Annotated in this window: 18 protein-coding genes; 5 read left to right on the top strand and 13 right to left on the bottom strand. The window is 39.0% G+C overall.

Going from position 1 to position 19117, the window contains the following annotated elements; translation table 11 throughout:
* The first annotated feature begins 130 nt into the window (after window positions 1-130).
* The 3 genes from IPU53_RS00555 to IPU53_RS00565 all read left to right on the top strand — a co-directional run bounded on the left by IPU53_RS00555 (window position 131) and on the right by IPU53_RS00565 (window position 5357).
* The gene (locus tag IPU53_RS00555; RefSeq protein WP_207446332.1) at window positions 131-1708 is read left to right on the top strand and encodes an SWIM zinc finger family protein; all 1578 of its coding nucleotides are present in this window, start codon (window positions 131-133) and stop codon (window positions 1706-1708) included.
* Window positions 1698-4511 (top strand): DEAD/DEAH box helicase, encoded by a 2814-nt coding sequence (locus IPU53_RS00560; protein WP_207446333.1) that lies wholly within the window; start codon window positions 1698-1700, stop codon window positions 4509-4511. The genes IPU53_RS00555 and IPU53_RS00560 overlap by 11 nt, the downstream gene beginning before the upstream one ends.
* 501 nt (window positions 4512-5012) lie before the next feature.
* Window positions 5013-5357 carry a hypothetical protein gene (locus tag IPU53_RS00565; protein ID WP_207446334.1) on the top strand — a complete coding sequence of 115 codons (345 nt, stop codon included), beginning with the start codon at window positions 5013-5015 and terminating at the stop codon, window positions 5355-5357.
* 91 nt (window positions 5358-5448) lie between these two features.
* Here IPU53_RS00565 and IPU53_RS00570 read toward each other — a convergent pair whose 3' ends face one another.
* Together IPU53_RS00570 and ssb are read right to left on the bottom strand one after the other, a co-directional pair.
* Window positions 5449-5640, bottom strand: a complete 192-nt coding sequence (locus IPU53_RS00570) for a hypothetical protein (RefSeq protein ID WP_207446335.1) — start codon at window positions 5638-5640, stop codon at window positions 5449-5451.
* A gap of 49 nt (window positions 5641-5689) precedes the next feature.
* Window positions 5690-6031 carry a single-stranded DNA-binding protein gene (gene ssb / locus IPU53_RS00575; protein ID WP_207446918.1) on the bottom strand — a complete coding sequence of 114 codons (342 nt, stop codon included), beginning with the start codon at window positions 6029-6031 and terminating at the stop codon, window positions 5690-5692.
* Window positions 6032-6264: 233 nt separating this feature from the next.
* On the opposite strand from ssb, the gene IPU53_RS00580 reads away from it, so the two are divergent.
* A complete protein-coding gene (locus IPU53_RS00580; protein WP_207446336.1) occupies window positions 6265-6705 on the top strand; it encodes a YwpF family protein in 441 nt (146 codons plus the stop codon).
* 491 nt (window positions 6706-7196) lie between these two features.
* Here the strand turns inward: IPU53_RS00580 and IPU53_RS00585 are convergent, their stop codons facing one another.
* The 3 genes from IPU53_RS00585 to IPU53_RS00595 are packed head-to-tail and all read right to left on the bottom strand — an operon-like array spanning window position 7197 to window position 10180.
* Window positions 7197-8165: a TIGR03943 family putative permease subunit gene (locus IPU53_RS00585; protein WP_207446338.1), complete on the bottom strand. Its 969-nt coding sequence runs from the start codon at window positions 8163-8165 to the stop codon at window positions 7197-7199.
* Between the two features lie 9 nt (window positions 8166-8174).
* Window positions 8175-9176, bottom strand: a complete 1002-nt coding sequence (locus IPU53_RS00590; RefSeq protein ID WP_207446340.1) for a permease — start codon at window positions 9174-9176, stop codon at window positions 8175-8177.
* Between the two features lie 26 nt (window positions 9177-9202).
* On the bottom strand, window positions 9203-10180 hold the full coding sequence (locus IPU53_RS00595; RefSeq protein WP_207446343.1) for a CobW family GTP-binding protein: 978 nt from the start codon (window positions 10178-10180) through the stop codon (window positions 9203-9205).
* A 350-nt stretch (window positions 10181-10530) separates the two neighbouring features.
* Here IPU53_RS00595 and IPU53_RS00600 point away from each other — a divergent pair, with 350 nt between their 5' ends.
* Window positions 10531-11568, top strand: a complete 1038-nt coding sequence (locus IPU53_RS00600; RefSeq protein WP_207446345.1) for a metal ABC transporter solute-binding protein, Zn/Mn family — start codon at window positions 10531-10533, stop codon at window positions 11566-11568.
* Window positions 11569-11772: 204 nt separating this feature from the next.
* On the opposite strand, the gene IPU53_RS00605 is transcribed toward IPU53_RS00600, so the two are convergent.
* From IPU53_RS00605 to IPU53_RS00640, 8 genes are all read right to left on the bottom strand, one after another.
* Window positions 11773-12108, bottom strand: a complete 336-nt coding sequence (locus IPU53_RS00605; protein ID WP_207446347.1) for a hypothetical protein — start codon at window positions 12106-12108, stop codon at window positions 11773-11775.
* Between the two features lie 698 nt (window positions 12109-12806).
* Window positions 12807-13235: a 3-hydroxyacyl-ACP dehydratase FabZ gene (gene fabZ, locus IPU53_RS00610; RefSeq protein WP_207446354.1), complete on the bottom strand. Its 429-nt coding sequence runs from the start codon at window positions 13233-13235 to the stop codon at window positions 12807-12809.
* 98 nt (window positions 13236-13333) lie between these two features.
* Window positions 13334-13630 (bottom strand): DNA-directed RNA polymerase subunit beta, encoded by a 297-nt coding sequence (locus tag IPU53_RS00615; RefSeq protein WP_207446355.1) that lies wholly within the window; start codon window positions 13628-13630, stop codon window positions 13334-13336.
* Between the two features lie 151 nt (window positions 13631-13781).
* Window positions 13782-14603, bottom strand: a complete 822-nt coding sequence (locus IPU53_RS00620; RefSeq protein WP_207446356.1) for a flagellar hook-basal body protein — start codon at window positions 14601-14603, stop codon at window positions 13782-13784.
* 31 nt (window positions 14604-14634) lie between these two features.
* The gene (locus IPU53_RS00625) at window positions 14635-15420 is read right to left on the bottom strand and encodes a flagellar hook-basal body protein (RefSeq protein WP_207446357.1); all 786 of its coding nucleotides are present in this window, start codon (window positions 15418-15420) and stop codon (window positions 14635-14637) included.
* A 76-nt stretch (window positions 15421-15496) separates the two neighbouring features.
* Entirely contained in the window at window positions 15497-16498 is a 1002-nt protein-coding gene (locus IPU53_RS00630; RefSeq protein ID WP_207446358.1) for a rod shape-determining protein, read from the bottom strand.
* A 368-nt stretch (window positions 16499-16866) separates the two neighbouring features.
* Window positions 16867-17154: a sporulation transcriptional regulator SpoIIID gene (gene spoIIID / locus IPU53_RS00635; protein WP_207446359.1), complete on the bottom strand. Its 288-nt coding sequence runs from the start codon at window positions 17152-17154 to the stop codon at window positions 16867-16869.
* A gap of 886 nt (window positions 17155-18040) precedes the next feature.
* Entirely contained in the window at window positions 18041-18958 is a 918-nt protein-coding gene (locus IPU53_RS00640; protein ID WP_207446361.1) for a M23 family metallopeptidase, read from the bottom strand.
* Window positions 18959-19117 lie beyond the last annotated feature (159 nt).

Raw genomic sequence — 19117 nt, forward strand, 5'->3', positions numbered from 1 at the left:
TCGAACATCCTCTTAATTCTATCATAGAAATAGTTTTTTTCTTTGTCAATGACATGCATGTTAGCGTTAATCTCCCCCCCTCTTTTTTATTTTCTCAAATCACGGTATAATAAGGATTTGGAGGTTTGTGATGATATATAATCAGGGCTTGTTAAAATCTATACAATCATATAGTAAAGAATTACAGAATCAGCTGGATCCGAGGACAGACGTGCATCAACGAATGGTCCAAAGAGGGATGATGCTTTTTCGCGAGCAAAATGTATATAACGTCAAGTTTAGCCATAAAAAGATGGTCGGCAATGTCCGCGATGTTAGTACCGTTTCAGTCGAACTTTATTTTGAGGAAATGGAACGAAATACATGTACTTGTCCAGAGCAAGGCATATGCCGTCATCAACTCGCCCTATTTTTTGCGATTTTAAGTAAAGCACAAAATATTTTTACATGGACTCAGGAATGGAAGGCTCATTGGGAAGTGGAAGATATCCTTTCTAGCTTAAAGCGTGGCTCGGATCTATTACAACAGCCATCACCCAATCCAGAAAGTGGTCCAACACAATGGGTCAAGCGTGTTCAACAAGCTTATTCTGATGTTCCTCCACAAAATATCTATCAATTGCAGGAATGGGTCCGGACTCGTTACCAGCGTTTGCTTGGCCTTGCACCGATTGAACGGGAATGGCGGCCGTTATTTCAACTGTTTGCTGCTTTTGAATCCTTAAATATGATCGATTCTCTTGCCACAAATTCCGCCAGAATGGATGAAATGTCATTTTTCTCGGAAAAAATGGTGGAAGAAGCAAAAGAAGCAATCACCACATTGTCAGCAACTGCTTCTCCATTTGCCTTTGATGAGTACTTACATTATTTACGCAGTCATAGCACCCGATTATTAGAAAAGGAAACAGCTTTTGACGCAAGCTTTACGCTTATGTACTTATTAATTTGGACATCGCTGTTTAAGAAGAAGCAAGAAAGAGCGGAAGAATGGAATCACCTTCAACATAATAGTGATCTAGAACGGCCGCGGATACAAATTGGGCTTATTCACTTATCAATTTTATTGGAAAAAGATGAATTAGCCCTGCAAAGAATAAAAAGTTATGGCGCCAATATTGCACCATATGTATTGAGCTGCTTTGAATGGTTGCCAAAGGAACGAATCGCACCATTTATTCCAGAATTTATTCGGCAAATTGAGCAGTATATTACAAGCTTAACGTTACCACAGGAAAAAATTCAGTTTACTCGTACATTATACGAAACAATGGATGAGGAAACTTTAACGAAAATAGATGCTTCGCTAATCGAACGACTATATACAACTTTACTGCCCTATAGTCGCTTTCGCTATAATGAATATTTGCTCAACAAACAGGATTACCGAAAATGGGTCGCGCTTCAGGTGTATATGGGCGATACAATTGATTTTATTGATCGTGCTACACTAGAAACTGTAGCCAAGCAAGATCCTGCTGCCATTAAACCACTTTACCATGCTGCGGTTATCGAACAAGTTGATCTCCGTAACCGGGATTCATATAAAAAAGCAGTCCGTTACTTAAAAAAGTTACGAACCGTTTATCGAAAAGAAAAGAATTTAGATCAGTGGGAGTTTTACTTATCTACTTTATTAAAGAAAACAAAACGATTACGTGCTTTTCAAGAAGAGTGCCGGAAAGGAAAGTTAATTCATGAGGAATAATGATCAATGGCAACTGCATATCCGACCACTCGCTGATGATGCTTTCTTTCTTTATGCTGAAAATCAACAGGGTGAAGGGGTGGATGTCACTGACTGGCAGCCTAACCTCTTTCTTTGGCATGAGGAAAGCTTTTACGGTTCTTTTTTAAATATAGAAACCCTTAATCATATAGAGGGCATTCACTTAACTAGTTATGAACTTTTAACATTATTAGGAAGAGAGAGTTTTAGTCCGTTTATTCAGTGGATCTGGGAGGAGCCAGAAGAAGCATTACTAAATGTAGCCCCCATTATCCTTGAAGCGATCCAAAGTGGACACTGGAATCCTCATTTTTCTGACGAGGAAGAGGCTTTATTTACATGGAAAGTCCCTTCCCTTGTTTGGGATGAATTTCAAGATAGCTTTTGGGAGCAAACTTTATTTGATGAATCGATTCAATCCTTCATTTCAAGGTTTTATCATTATGCTTTAACTCAATACCTAGAGAATGGCTATCGTCATCCACAGCTAGCGGAAAAATTGTCCACCTTGCAGGATGGGCCATTAGTAGCGGAAGAGTTAAATACGTATTTCGACGAAGAAAAATGGAGTGAATGGGCCAATCTTTCTGAGGAGAACCTGCCTTTCTCCATCGGACTTCGTTTAGTAGAACCTGATACAGATGAGGAACCATGGGGATTGGAGACCGTCCTTCGAGATGTAAAAAATCCAGAAAAAGTCTATACGACTGATGAGAAGCCTCCCAAGCGTTGGCAACCTTATCTAGAAAATGTAGCAAAGGAAGAGAAGCGTTGGATTCAGCTATTCCCTTGGTTAGAAGGTGAGCAAGGAATTACAAAAAGCCTTGAAGAAGCTGCAGCTTGGGATTTCTTAACGGAGGCGAGTGAAAAATTGCTTTCGCTTGGTGTTGACATTCTTCTACCAAGCTGGTGGGAAGCCATGCGAGAAGCAAATTTAACTGTGAAAGCACGTATAAAACAAACAGGTACACAATATCGGCCTTCCTTTGTTGGCTTAGATGCCATGCTTAATTTTAACTGGCGTTTTTCCATGAATGGAGCTGAACTATCAGAAGAAGAATTTCAGAAGCTTGTTCAAGAACAACGTCGACTCGTGAAAGTTCGCGGTCGCTGGGTGAAGCTTGATCCAAAGATGATTGCCCATCTTCAAGCATTGATGACCCAAGCAAAAAAAGAAGGCTTACGAATGCAGGACATTTTTGCCATGGAGGCTGAGGAGGAACTTGCTTCTACTCCAGAGGAGGAATTCGATCCACGTGCCTTTGCTCAAATTAAGATCGAACTCAATCAATCACTTAAAAAAATGCTCAAACAACTTCATACATTAGATGATATTCCTTCTATTCAGATTTCACCTCATTTATTGGGGGCGTTACGACCTTACCAAAGGCTTGGCGTTGATTGGCTTGCCTTTCTACGTCAGTTTGGATTTGGAGCTTGTTTAGCCGATGATATGGGATTAGGGAAGACAATTCAGCTTATTGCCTATTTGCTTCACGTGAAAAATGAGCTTGTAAGCAAGCAACCTGCCCTGATTATTTGCCCAACAACAGTGCTCGGGAATTGGCAACGCGAATTAGAGAGGTTTGCTCCTAGTCTTAAGGTTGTTCTTCACTATGGACCAAATCGCCCAAAGGATAATGCTTTCCCTGATAGCATTCAAAATGCCGATGTGGTGCTAACCAGTTATGGATTAACCCATCTTGATTTTGAAGAATTCTCAACGGTTGATTGGGGAACCATTGCCCTTGATGAGGCACAAAATATTAAAAATGCCGAAACAAAGCAATCTCGAGCAATTCGGAAATTAAAAGGTGTTCATCATATCGCCTTGACAGGGACACCAATGGAAAATCGATTAGCTGAATTATGGTCCATCTTTGACTTTATTAATCATGGCTATCTAGGAACCTTTGGTCAATTTCAAAAGAAGTATATTTCTCCGATTGAAAAGGATAATTCTGAAGTAAAAATCAAGGAATTACAGCGATTGATTAAGCCTTTTTTATTAAGGAGAACAAAAAGAGATCCAGAAGTGGAATTAAATCTACCAGAAAAGCTAGAACAAAAGGAATACTGTGCCTTAACAGCAGAACAGGCTGCCCTGTATGAGGATCTAGTACAAGAAACCTTCTCAAAAATTGAAACCTTGAGCTTTTTTGAGCGTAAGGGGCTAATTTTACAGATGTTAAATCGCTTAAAGCAATTATGTAATCATCCTGCTCTGTATTTAAAAGAAACTCCGCCCGAAAGGACGCTTGATCGCTCAAATAAAATGAAGACATTAGTCGAGTTAGCTGATACGGTTGTGGAAAGAGGAGAAGCCGGAATTATTTTCACTCAATATATTCAAATGGGAGAAATGATTCGTCACCTTTTGCAGCAACGATTTTCGATTCAGGTCCCTTTCTTAAATGGAAGTATGCCAAAAGCAAAAAGAGATGAATATGTCGCTCGATTTCAAGCAGGAGAATTTCCTTTCTTCCTTTTATCCTTAAAAGCTGGTGGAACAGGGCTGAATTTAACAGCAGCCAATCATGTGATCCATTATGATCGCTGGTGGAACCCTGCCGTTGAAAATCAGGCGACCGACCGTGCCTACCGAATTGGTCAAGATCGCTTTGTTCATGTGCATAAATTTATTACAACAGGAACACTGGAAGAACGAATCGATATGATGCTAGAGAAAAAGCAAGCTCTTAATGAAGAGATTATTCGCAGTGATCAATGGGTAACAGAATTATCGAATGATGAATTACGTTCCTTACTATCCTTGGCTTAATCAAGAAAAGCGCAAGGCGCCCGCCTATCGGCGACAAGCAAATGTTCTGAGACAAAGAAAGGCGTTGTTTGACTTTCATTGGCTCAGGTTATTTGACCTCGAGCCGATGGCGCCTGGAGCTAGACACCAACTGCAAGATAAGCAATTTATCCGCAAGCTACAATTTTATAGTTTTCTAAACAAGAACAAATGCGCAAGCGCCCGTTTAGTGTACAAACTTTTTAAGCTTCTGACGAGATAAAGGAAACACCATAAGCTTGGAAAGCGAATGGATGTTGACTTACGCAAGCAGAAGTTGAAAATTTGCTGGGCGCTGGAGCTGCATGAAAGAAAAGCGCAAGGCGCCATGATATAGAAGAAAAGCTAAGTTCGCGCGTCGGCCTGCGAGCCTCTCGGGGCTAGGCGCTGGAGCGAGATGACGTCTACATCCAGTCTCAATCGATATCCTGTTGCAAGCCTTTGTACCCTACGTCCTGTAGACTTAAGAAAGAGGTCCTTCCTATGTCTAGTGATTCTTTGAACCAAGAAAAAATGACTGAGTTTCTAACAGCGTTAAAAGAAAGAGAAAAACAATTTCAGCAAGAAAAACAAGAAATACGAGCTGATTTTCTCGTACGTGGTATCTGTGAAAAAGAAGTGGATGGACTATTAGAAGACCCGGCTTTATTCCCAGAAACATGGTTGCCTCTGCATCTACGCTGGAATGCGATAAGTGCAGCCGACGGAAATTTATCAGCACTTCTTTCAGAGGCAGCAAAGCTTTTATATGGAGATGCCTCAGATATTATGAATGATGCACAAGCAAAAGCTTTCATAACAAAGCTCATCAAAGATAATACCCATTAATGTATAAAAAAAAGACTGCGCCATTCCACTTGGTACAGTCTTTTTCCATGAGGGTATTATGAGGATTAGTAATTGGCACATAAGGAGTAATTTATTGTGCCATTTTTCTCTCTACATTGGGGGTGGAATTTGGGGAACTCTTTATATGCGGTTTCTGCAGGAGACTTTCCAGGTGAGCCACTCGAGCTTTTAATTCATGTAATTCGTGATTAGCTTTTCCTAACTTCAAAATAAGATCACCAACCATCATCTCCACCGAATGATTCTCATTTTCCCTAACCAAGTGTTCACCTCCAAGTATTTTGTTTCGACAAATTCCGGGGCGTGCTATTCTAAAAGGCCTTTTCTTGAGTTGACTTTTTATCCATGAATTTTACTGACTCGGCCAATACCTCTGTGACATAGACTCTCTTTCCTTCTTGGTTTTCATAATGTCTTGTTTGAATTCTTCCTGTAATGCCAATAAGGGAACCTTTTTTGCAAAACTTCGATGTATTTTCAGCGGTTTTCCCCCATAATGTACAAAGAACAAAATCTGCTTCATACTCTCCTTGAGCATTCTTAAATATCCGATTGAGGGCAATTGTCACATTAAGCACAGCTTTTCCTTCCATTGTATAGCGAAGACTAGGTTCTTTCGTTAATCGCCCGACCAAGGTTACCTGATTAATCACCATTTCCTCCTCCTTTTCGACAAGATATTCATATCATAGCGGACATTGTTCCCTTCGTAAAATCAGCAAAAAGCAATTTTTCGCCCTATTTTCCGGTAAAAAATTGAGTTTTATCCACCAAAAAGCTAATTTTGCCACTTCATTTAAAATGAAAGCCTCTTTTCTAAGGAATTTTTAAAAATCGCAAAAATCATGCTATAATTTTAGGAAAGGCCCGAATGGAGGGGATTGGTTTGAAAAGCTTTAAAATTATAGCTCTTCAACTAATGGATCAACAGCAAGCCATCGAAATTCCTTTAACAGATGGATTGGTGATTAATATGGAAAGTGAAGATGGAGAATGGATTATAGAGGCTTACATTGATAAGCAATTTAGACAAAGCTTTCAGGAGAAATATCAAAACCAGGATCCCTTTGAAATTAGAGTCGTGATTACACATTCAGGAAATGATCCTGCACCGTTTACAGTACAAGTTCATTCCATTCAAGAATTGGATCAGCATATTAGTGTGTTGTTAAAAGGTAAACTAAGCAAAAAGCGCATTGAATATTTAGAGCTGCTGTTAAATGAATTGATCAAGGAAGGCTACAATGGTGAGGCTTTAAGAGCTGAATTTAAAAACCGCATGAGGACAAAAAAGGCGAGTAAAGATAATGAAAAATTGAGGAGCTAGGTCTGAATTTTGCTGAGGAAATTTTATTGTTTGGATAAGAAGCATTAAGGATGGCGAGGATGCAGGCCGTTACGCTTTTACTGACTTCTTCGGCTTCGGGAACGGCGGTGGCTCCCGCCGTTACGCTTTTTCCGACTTCTTCGACTTTCGGGCACGGCGGAGACCATCGCCGTTACGCTTTTTCCGACTTCTCCGACTTTCGGGAACGGCGGAGACCATCGCCGTTACGCTTTTTCCGACTTCTCCGACTTTCGGGAACGGCAGAGGCTCGTGCCGTTACGCTTTTTGGCACCCCTCCCTATTTTGTCACGGCCAAGCCCTTCGCCCTTACGATTTTTGAGCAGGCCTCTCATTTTCGTCACAGCCACCCCCGCCCCTTGCGCTTACCAATATTCTGTCCACAAGCTAAATTCCCGATATACTCCTGATCTACAGGACGAGAGTAGCATTCCTGCGAGCAGGTAATGCTACTCTCGTCCTGTAGAAAGCCATTATTCAGTCAGCTGAGTATAAACTTCATACACATAGGGATTATCTGGCTGGTCAATTTTTTCTAACTGTGTGATCCGGAGAAATGGAAGTTCCCACCCATCCAATTTTATGGTGTCTAATGTTCCGGTTGCTTTCACCCATTGATCAACGTGTAATGAGGAGGCTTCTGTAATCGAGGCAACTAAACCATAGACGGAAGCATCTGCAACACAGCAAGAAACAGCAAATCGCGCAACGACAAATTGATCTTCTTCAAAATCTGGCTCTTTATAGACAAATCCAACTAGTTCCAATTCCTTCCCGATAAACAATTGGGGATCTGTGTGTAAAAGGTCCATAATGGCAAGATAGCGTTTTTCGTCTAGAGTGATTTTTTCGCTGTTCTCAAGTTCTTTTGCTAATTGATCCATTTCTTCTATTGTCATGTACACTACATTATTATTTTCCATCTCAACATGATCATTCGATCCTATCTCTTGATCAGCACCCTGTTCATCAATTTTTCCATCTGAATTTTCCATATATGCTTCAGGGCCTTGTAAATACTCCTCTGCTAAGTTTCCCTTCACTTCAGGTGGTTTCGTGTATAATCCTGATCCATATTTGATCCCTCTATTTGCTGCAACAGAACTGTCTAACGCTGTATTGGGAAATATCAGACCAGTTAAAACCGGGCAAATAAACAATGTGTAAACAACTAGTGAATGTAGGAAAGAACTCCCTTGATCATGGATGAAACCACAGCCACAATAGACGTCCTCAATTTTCCCTGATGTTCCTCTCCATATTTGGATCACACCTAATATAAACAAAACTATTACGGAAAAATAGGCGAAAGGCACCATCTTGGGTGCTATAAAATAGTGGATATTTCCGGTGACAATCAATTTAAATATTAATAGAAAAAAGCCGATCAGAATAATTCCCTGAAATAGAATATGATAACTAAAATCCCTTCTTTTTTGCATCAACACACCTCACACATACAATTGATAGCCTAAAATGATAAGATAAACGGATATTGTCACAATGATCATGAAGCCAATGACGAATCTTGCTCGAAAATAGGCAAATAACATAATCGTATTCTTTAGATCTAACATCGGGCCATATAATAAAAAAGCTAACAATGATCCAGTCGAAAAAGTATGAGAAAATGAGGAAGCGACAAATGCATCTGCTTCGGAACATAAGGATAATATAAAACCAAGTCCCATCATCACCAATGGAGAAGACACATCATTGGTCCCTAATTGAATTAACACCTCTCGATCTAAATACGTTTGAAAAAGACTAGCAATGAGAGCACCGATAATTAGATATTTCCCCATATCAAAAAACTCATCACTTGCATGATAAAAGGTAGATTTTAGTTTATTCGTTTGGACTCCCCTTGATTCTGTCAGCTTGTCCACCAACTCATTCCTTGTCCATTTTAATTGGTTACGATTCCGAAAAAATAGATAGGTTACTAACCCAATGATCATAGCTAAAACAAACGCCAAGATCATTCTCGCATAGGCAATGCTTGGGGTAGTTTGGAAAGCATAATAAGTAGACGCAAAGACAATCGGATTTAATATTGGTGCTCCCACGATAAAAATAACGCCAACATGTAATGGCATCCCCTTTTTCATTAACCTTCTGACAACAGGGATAATCGCGCATTCACATACAGGGAAAACCGCACTCACAAGGACTGCAGGCAAAATAGCGAGCAGAGGGTTCTTTGGTATGAGCCTCTGCACCATTTCCTCTGATAAAAAGGTTTGAATCAAAGCTGACACAAATACACCAATCAGCACAAATGGAAGAGCTTCTAAGACAATGCTTAAGAAAATTGTATTTACATTCAACATTGATTTCGAAATGGTTTCTTCTATATTCATCATATCTGCGAATAAAAATATGCATATCAACACTCCCATAAGCACGATCTCGACTCCATCTCTTACCCATCCATTTACATGTGCACGCATCTTTACACTCCTATCCTTAGTTATTTTCACTGTGTGATTAATTTCTTATAGGATTGTTGAATCTGTTTTTCTTCTATTCCAATGCCAATTAAATTGATTACAGCCTCTCGTTCTAACGAAGCCGAAATTGGAGCAAATGCTACCTTTTTTGCTGCATATTGAAAGCTGAAGAGATCATCAGATCCTTCAAGTTTGATAAACCCTTTTCCACGTAAAACACCATCAGGTAATTGCTTTATCCATTTCTCAAACTTCCTCTGGTTGAAGGCAGGAAGCTCATCTAACTTAATCGCCTTCACGCTAGAATGATGATGATGAGCATTGTGTGTTGCCTTATTGTCAAACACGATAGATTGAATTCGTTGCTCAAAGAGAAGAGCCGGATCCACTTCTCCATATGCACTCTCCACTATGACCTTTTTATCTCCAGCTATTTTCATTACCTTTTGTTTTAGCTTTTTAAGCTGCTCAATCGAAACAACATCTGTTTTATTAAGTAATAATAAGCTCCCACAAACAATCTGCTCCTCTAACAAATGACGAACTTCTGCAGAACTCGAAAAAATACTTTGATATTCTAAAAAATGACTCGCATCAATTACCGTAATAATCGACATTAGTTGAAATTGATCGATATAGGGTGTACTTGACATGACTTCTTGGATCTCAAGAGGGTTGGCCACCCCTGTTCCTTCAATAAATAAGATATCTAATGGCTGCTGTGTAATCTCAGAAATAAGAGTATCCATCGTTTCCTTTAAATCGTCTTGAATTGTACAACAAATACATCCATTTAATAACTCATATACTTTTTTATTATGAAATAGATGCCCCTCTACATTGGCCTCACCTAATTCATTTAAAATAACCCCCGGCTTCCAGCCCATTTGCTCACAGTATTGAAGCATATGTAATAAAACGGTCGTTTTTCCACTTCCCAAAAAACCACCTAACACATAGACAGGGATTCTTTTATCAGTTTTCATGCTTGTTTTCAATTTCATTTGTCTCTCCATCCTTTCGCTATTTTTTATAAATTTTTTCCATTGCTAAAAAAGTACTTGCCAATTTAGTTTTTTTATTATACGATACAGATCGTAATGATTACGGTTGTTGCTATGAAAAATTGCCCTTTGCTTTCTATTAGACATTACTTATGAATTGGTCTTATCCGAATCAGAGTTAGTATATTCATAGGACCGCAACACTTTATAAAGTGAAACTTTAATCAGTGGAGACTTAATCCCTGTTAATGCTAAATAAATCGTAATAGTTACTATTTACTTTAAATCTATTCTCTTAGAAGAAAAAAATACCAATTTTATTTTACAAATGTTAGAAAGGAAAAGGATATATGAAAAGAAAATCCATTTTTTTGATATTGGTTTTGTTGATCGGCATTTTTCTTAGTGGTTGTCAGACAGCTTCTTCTACTAAATCAGAGGCCACAGAAAAAGAGAATAAGCCCTTAACAGTATTTACTACGATCTTTGCAATAGAAGACTTCACAAAGAAAATTGGCGGAGAACATGTTCAAGTGAAAAGTGTCTATCCCGTCGGAGCAGATGCTCATACTTTTGAACCGACGATGAAAAAGATGATGGAAATAGCCGATGCAGACTTATTTATCTTTAACGGATCTGGCCTAGAGCCTTTCATTGATAAATCTAAGGACATCTTTACAAATGAAAATGTCACTTTAGTAGAAGCTTCAGAAGGAATCAAATTATTGGAAGGTCATGGACATGACCATCATGATGGTGAAGATGAGCATACAGATCATGAAGGGGAACATAGACATGATGATGGGGATGAAGATGAACACGCAGATCATGATCATCATGAGGGAGAACATGATCATAACCACGACCATGATCCACATATTTGGCTAGATCCAAATCATGCGATCAGCATGGCAGAAAATATAAAAAATGCTCTAATAGAGGCAATGCCCTCCGCCAAAGAGGATTTTGAAGAAAACTATCAAACTGTAAAACAAGATTTAGAGAATCTCGATGATGAGTTGAGAACAACGGTTGAAGGTGCAGAACACCCGGAAATCTTAGTTTCCCATGCTGCTTATGGATATTGGGAGCACCGTTATGGCCTTGAGCAAATTAGCATTTCAGGATTAAGCCCGGAAAATGAGCCATCGCAAAAACAGTTGCAAAACATTATCGAAACAGCTGATGAACATGATATTAACTATATTGTCTATGATCAAACTCCTCTCACAAAAATTGCTGATATTGTCCAAAAAGAAACAGGGACGACAATTGTAACACTTCATAACTTGGAGTATATAACAGAAGATGACGTAAAAAATAAAGAAGATTATTTTAGCATTATGAATAAAAATATCGAAAGCTTGAAAGAAATTCTTGCCCCTTGATGTTTTGGGACGTCTTAGTCGCTGCCTACAGATGACTAGGACGTCCCTTTTGCTATATAAGTGGGCGGAGCCCGTTGCTCTATATGAGTTATTCTTCGGTAATATTCCTTCGACTTCCCAAAATATTATTGTGAATTTTCTAGCCGCCAGATATACATTCCCAAACCCCAAAGGAAAAAGCAGGAGAAATTCCCCCTGCTTTGTTTACCTCTTATCGTCATCCTTCATATTGTTATCATTGTTCATATCATTATCATTGTTGATGTTGTCATTTCCCTCTAAATCATTATCCATGTCCGTATCATTCATATCCGTATCATCATTGACACCATTATCATCGTTGACGCCGTTGTCATTGACACCGTTATCTTCCATTCCATTGTCGTCGTTAACACCATTGTCATTCATTCCATTGTCATCAACTTCGTTATCATTTGTCGGAGGTGGAGGATTTTGATCATTATCATTATTCCCACATCCTACTAATAATATCGAGGCCAATGCCGCTGCTCCTAAAAACTTTGTCCATTTCATATTCATTTTGGTAAGCTCCTTTCAGATTTGCCCCATATAAGCGGAATTTTTTTGGCTTTGTTATATCCATAAAATATAGCATCGCCCGTAGCCTGATATTAGCTTTCCCAAAATCGGTAAAACCTTGCAAAAAACTTTCTACAAAATTTGGTAACCTTTTTTCCACTTAAAGAAGCGAACAAAACTTACTTCATTTTAATGCTCATTCAACATTTTGTTAAACAGAACTTTCTGTCGCTTTAGCCTTACTTATTTCCAATTCTGGATGTGCCTTTCTTATAATAGATGGCCTTGAAAAACGCTAAAGAGCTAACAAAATATGCCGTAGAAAATATGAAGACATTTCCCGACAATCCTTACAAAGATTTTGCAGTTGAGACTTATAAAAAGTTGGTTAGAAAATAAAGAGGCTAAGACAAAAGTTTTTCACTCAAGATAAAACCGAACTGCTAGATGCATATCCCCGCTTCGGAAATATACTTCGCTTTCCGCGGGCGGCTGGTGAGCTTCCTCAGGTATACAGGATGTAAGTCACGAAGGCGTTGCGCCAGGACGGCGCGTACTTAGCCTTTGATCCTCATTCGCACTCCGGGATCTCACCGATGTCTTTTTTCCCGCTGGAGTCTCGTATATTTCCTCCGCTAAGGCAATACATTGTTCGGCTTTGAATGTTAGCATTAGTTATGTCTCAGCCTCTTCTACTATTAGATTTTCTGAATCGCAAACATGATTTCCGCTTCACAGACTAATTCATCATCTACGGTTGCCTTCACATTTGCTTTTGCGATCGAACCTCTCATACGCGTAATTTCTGCTTCAAGCTTTAGTTGATCTCCAGGTACAACTTGGCGCTTAAATCGGCACTTGTCAATCCCTGCAAATAGGCCAAGCTTCCCTTCATTTTCTGAAGTTTGCATCATCGCGATACCACTTGTTTGCGCTAAAGCTTCCACAATTAGAACGCCTGGCATGACAGGATATTCTGGAAAATGACCATTGAAAAAGGGCTCATTTGCAGTCACATTTTTGATGGCAACCGCTTTTTTTCCCGCGTCCACTTCCAACACTCGGTCTACTAACAGAAAAGGATAGCGATGAGGAATAATGTCCTTAATTTGTTGAATATCTAACATTCTGCCATCTCCTTTTATTCAATTATGTATGGAAGAGCTAGCTAAAAGCGCAACACAAACATTACGCCAGCTTGCTCATATATGTTTCGAGTCTTCCTTTACTTGTCTTCTTTTACTAAGTCAATAATATGGGTCCACGTTTTCTTTTTAAAAACATCCTTAGAAACTCCATCGCCCATGACTCCATAACCAATCATCAGTCCACTTGCAAGACTAGCCGAAAAAAGAATGATGATTAAAACCAAGCGAAGCCATATCGGAATAAGCCTAATACGAACTCGTTGTTTAGACCGCTTCTCCTCTTTACTTGCTTGCTTTTCAATCTTCTTATCATGTTTTTTCTTTGTCCGTTCTTCTTTTGACTGAACTTTCTCTTGGCTGATTTGATTGGCCATCTTGCGAAAAACTCCTTTGTTTTAATTAGTAAGAATAATTAAAACGAAAAATTTACTTGCTAAGTGTTCAGTGACTTCTATACGGACACTCTAACACAATCTATATATGTTGTCCCAGTTTAATAGAAGTTCCACTTTATCATATCATATTTTAACGAATGTTGTTGATAATTCCCATCATTTGATCTGATATTGAAATAGATCTTGATTGAAATTGTAAAGCACGTTGCACCATCGTCATATTTGATAATTCAACTCCGATATCAACATTCGCATTCTCGAGTGTTTGTTGCTGCATACCAATATCTCCTCGAAGTCCAGCGGCATTCGTTAAATCCGTGTAGATCTCCCCCGGCTCGACATTGGGGTCATCTGGAAGACCAAGTAAAGAATCCCCTTTTTGTTCAAGTAACTGCGGCTTCTTGACTTCAATCACCCCTAAATGAATGGGATCTAGTAATCCTTCTGCCGTTAACTGACCATGATCATTAATTTGGATATTGCTTATTTCATTTGGCAAAATAATTCGATTGTTGTTCTCGTCTAAAATGGGAAGGCCATCTTGGTTTACCAGCTGAGTGCCTGGTTGGTTCTCTAGCGGCATTAGGTATAAAGCACCATTTCTAGTAAACCGCAGTGCATTGTCATCAGAGACTTTCAAAAACTGCTTTGGACTTGTGAATGCAATATCCAAGGGACGGTCAGTCGTTTTTAGCGAGCCTTGCTCTAAGCTAATCGGCATTTTTGTTACCCTTGCTCCAACTCCCTGGCGAATGCCGAAGGCTGATACTCTTCCGGTTTCTTTTTCTTGAGCAGACTGATTATTAATGGATTGAACCATTAATTCTGCAAATGAAGCATTTTGTGTTTTATAACCCGTTGTATCGGAGTTACTGATATTATGACTAATCAAATCAAATTGTTTTTGCAATTGATTCATTGTATTTACTGCAGTTGTCATCATATGACTCATCTATGGCCTCTCCTTAGCTCTAAATATCATTTTATCCATTCACTTTGCCAACTTCGTTCACGGCTTTATCTAAGCTCCTATCATAGGCTTGTACAATTTTCTGATTGGCTTCAAACGATCGATAGGCACTAAGCATCTCAGTCATCGCTCGAGACGAGTCCACATTTGAGCGCTCATAAAAGCCTTGTGACACACTAAAAGGCTCCTGATCGGCAAATGGAAGGTCTACAGCCCCTTCTTCTATGCGTAAAAGGCCGGTGCCTTCTTGGATAAGTTCTTGAGGGTCAGTTGCTAATGTAATCCCTAACTGGGCAATTTGGTTCTCATTTTCCATAATCGTTCCATTTGCTGTAACCGTGAATTGATCACTATCTAAAGTAATTTGGTTCCCTTGTCGATCCAGGACAGGATAGCCCTCAGATGTCGTTAATACTCCATCTCCATCTAAAACAAAGCGACCATTTCGCGTATATTTAACCTGATTTTGATCTTCAACTGTAAAAAACACAGAACCATTTGGTCCATTTGTAAGAGCTAAATCAGTGTTTTGATTCGTTTCATGAAGGTCACCTTGTACATATTTTGGCATTGTTTCCTGCATGTACACACCTGTATTGATGGATCCTACTTCCCTAGGTAGATTAGGCTTTTCCATTCCACCTACTTTTTGGAGTAGCATTTCTGGAAATGCTCGTATGGCAGATTGGCTCTCTTTGTAGCCAGGCGTATTCATATTGGCTAGATTATTCGTGATTAAATCTGTCTTACGTTGCTGTGCGTACATTCCGGATGCTGCTGTCGATAAACCTCTTAACATATAAACCCTCACACACCTTTATTCGTTCATTTTTCTCTACTTCTTATATCGGCAAGTTAAACATTCCTTAATGTTGTTAAATGAGCGCTCGGCGTGTCACAAGATCCATATTTTTAAGCATTATGCCGGTTCCCATCGCTACTGCATCCATCGGATGTTCTGCAATCAGCACAGGTACCTTTAGTTCATCTGCTAGTAGTTGGTCCATTCCGTGAAGGAGGGCACCGCCACCAGTCAACATAATTCCTCTATCAATAATATCAGCGGATAGCTCTGGTGGAGTTTTTTCTAAAACCATTTTAGCCGATTGAACAATCGTCTCTACAGGTTCACGAAGAGCCTCTTCGATTTCCTTAGAATAAATCGTAATCGTTCTTGGAAGCCCAGACACCATATCACGCCCCCGGATATCCATTTCTTCCTTACGCAATCCTGGAAACACAGTCCCGATATTAATCTTAATATTTTCCGCTGTACGTTCTCCAATTAATAATTTATACTGTTTTTTCACATAATTTAATATTTCTTGATCAAATTTATCTCCGGCCATTTTGATCGATGAAGAAGTCACAATATCCCCCATAGAGAGTACAGCAATATCAGCCGTTCCACCGCCAATGTCCACGACCATATTCCCACTAGGTTGGAAAATATCCATTCCCGCACCAATTGCTGCTACTTTCGGCTCCTCTTCAAGAAAAACCTTTTTTCCGCCACTTTTTTCTGCCGCTTCCCTAATGGCTTTTTGTTCAACGCTCGTAATATTTGTTGGACAACATACTAAGATCCTTGGCTTTGATAAAAAGCCTTTTACATTCAGTTTATGTATAAAATGCTTGAGCATCGTTTCAGTTACATCAAAGTCTGCGATCACTCCATCCTTTAATGGACGAATCGCCATAATATTTCCCGGGGTTCTTCCGACCATTTGTCTCGCTTCTTCTCCGACAGCTAATACTCTATTTTGATTACGGTCAATTGCAACCACAGAGGGTTCATTTAAAACAATCCCTTGTCCTTTAACATGAATTAATACATTTGCTGTTCCTAAATCGATTCCAATATCCTTTGCAAACATTCTATTCCCTTCTTTCTAAGTTCAATCCCTCGTATGGGCTATTTGTCATTTTTCGTGTATATTTTAAGTTCAAAAAAGCAGATTAAGTTCCTATTTTACGGTGATAATGTGCCGTTAGGATTTGTTCATGGAGTAAACAGGTAAAAAGTCTCACCATATAATATTCCCTAATTGTTTATTTTACCATAATCCTATACTAAATACGTAGGTTTTTAGAAATAATTCATTCGGATTTTAAACAATTAGAGTTTATCCACAAGCTAAAATTTTATAATTTCCTCAGCAACAAGCGAATAGACAAAAGGCGGATAGAGATAGTACTGCGCTCTCCATCCGCCTAATTCCAATAAAATAATTGGACAATATCCTTATTTCATGACTTCCAGCTTTGATAGTTCTTCCTGTTCATCTTCCTTTTTATATTTTTGCCTTGTCGCCTCTCCTCCTCGTAAATGTCTAATTGATTTATGATACTCTAAAATAGTCTTCACTTCATTGGCTAAGTCAGGATTAATATCCGGCAGTCTTTCTGTTAGGTCTTTATGAACAGTGCTTTTTGATACTCCAAATTCCTTCGCAATGACACGAACCGTTTTTCTTGTCTCCACGATATATTTACCTATCTTGATTGTTCGCTCTTTGATGTAATCGTGCACACCTCTCGCCCTCCCCAAATTGGATGTGAGGAGTGTGAAATGAGACTCGTCTTTTTTATATCATTTCTAGATCTACTCGCGTTAGGTTAATCTCACCCTTTTCGCAACTGGTATTTGTTTAGTGTAATTTTTTATTTGAAAGTCTTCTCTTTTTCTGGACTTAAGCATGTATTCAACGAAATATGGCTGCCAATGAACGATCACTCACCTCAAACACTCACAATGTTTTGTACAGTTTGTATATACTTATTGGCTAAACGGTAAATATATGCCTAAATTCATAATATTCATAGTTAAAGGCACGCAACAAGAAAAGCGCAAGGCGCCCGCCTATCGGCGACAAGCAAATGTTCTGAGACAAAGAAAGGCGTTCTTTGCCTTTCATTGGCTCAGGTTATTTGACCTCGAGCCGATGGCGCCTGGAGCTAGACACCAACCGCAATGTAAACAGTTATCCACAAGCGACATTTTTATAGTTTCCTAAGCAAGAACAAAATCGCAAGCGCCTTAATCTAGGAAGAAAGGCTAAATTCGTGCCGTCCTGGCGCAACGCCGATGGACTCGCATCCTACGAGCCTCTTGGGGCTAGGAGCTGGAGCTGGATGCCGACCGCAACATAAGCTAGTTATCCACAAGCCAAGAATTTTATGGTTTTCTTAAAAATAAAAAACCGGTGGTCTCATGATCTAATTTTCTTTTGGCAGGCTTCCTACTGATTTTGATGCTCGTATACATTATGACAACTTGAATAGCAATAAAGATCCTCAAAAGTCGGTTCATTCTGCTATTTTCTGCAAAACAAATTGCATTATTTCCCGAGAAATGATATTTTCCATAAAAAAAAGACGAATCCTAATAGAATTGGATTCGCCTTTTTTTATGTGCGTTACTCTTGAATTTGTAAATTTGAAGTTTCTTCCATCGTCTCATCATCTGTATTCGTTTGATCATCTGTTTTTGCTTGATCATCGGATTCTTCCACATCAGAACCAGTTTGGCTTTCAGAATCGGAGTCTTCGATATCAGAGCCTGTTTGGCTTTCAGAATCGGTTTCTTCATCTGTTTTTGAGCTTTCATCAGCTTGTTCTTTCTCTTGCATTTCAACCTTAGAATCTTTCTCAAGAGATGTAACTGACTGCCCAAAATAGCTTTGTGGGTTCACAGCTTGATTGTCTTTCCTAATTTCAAAATGCAAGTGGGTTTTTGCATCTTTATTTAGTTGACTTGTACCAGACGTTGCGAGTGCATCTCCTTGTTTAACGGAGTCTCCTACTTGAACTTTCATATTCTTTACAGATTGATATATAGTTGTAACACCTTTGTCATGTTCAATTTCAATGACATTTCCCAACAAAGAATCGTCACGAACGGCTGTAACTTTTCCACTTAGAGCCGCAAGAACATCAAACTCTGAATTATCCTTTTTAGCAATATCGACTCCTAGATTAGGATGATATCTGTTCCCATCCACAATAAGTGCTGCTTCTTGCTCCTCTTCAGATGCATTAATATCAAAAAATTCCGTGACGTACTCCACTTCATCTGCATTTGCTACAGGCATGTCTACATTTTCAAGTGATTGTGTAACCTCTACTGCATCTTCATTGTTGTTGCTACCTAGTAAATCATCTGTATTATTTTCAGTTACACTTGGCGGATCTGCTACATCTTTATTCGCCGCCTGGAACCAGAAAATTCCAGATATAATCAAGGCTGCACTGGCAAGATAAATTGCTGGATATACCCACCGCTTTTTTAGGACTTTTTTCCATTGAGAAGATTGATTCTTTTCTTCCTCTCTCATTTTCATCACCTCTGTCAATCATTCTGAACAGAAAATGAAAATATTATACTTGTCCCAAACAAATTATCCAGTTATTTTTCGACAAATCTATTTTTTTATGCATTAATTTTGTAATTGGATAAAAATACCAGACGCCTCCCAAGTTGGCTAATCTGTTTC

The sequence above is a fragment of the Bacillus sp. SD088 genome, assembly GCF_017355205.1.
In the GTDB taxonomy this organism is placed as follows: Bacteria; Bacillota; Bacilli; order Bacillales; family Bacillaceae_C; genus Lederbergia.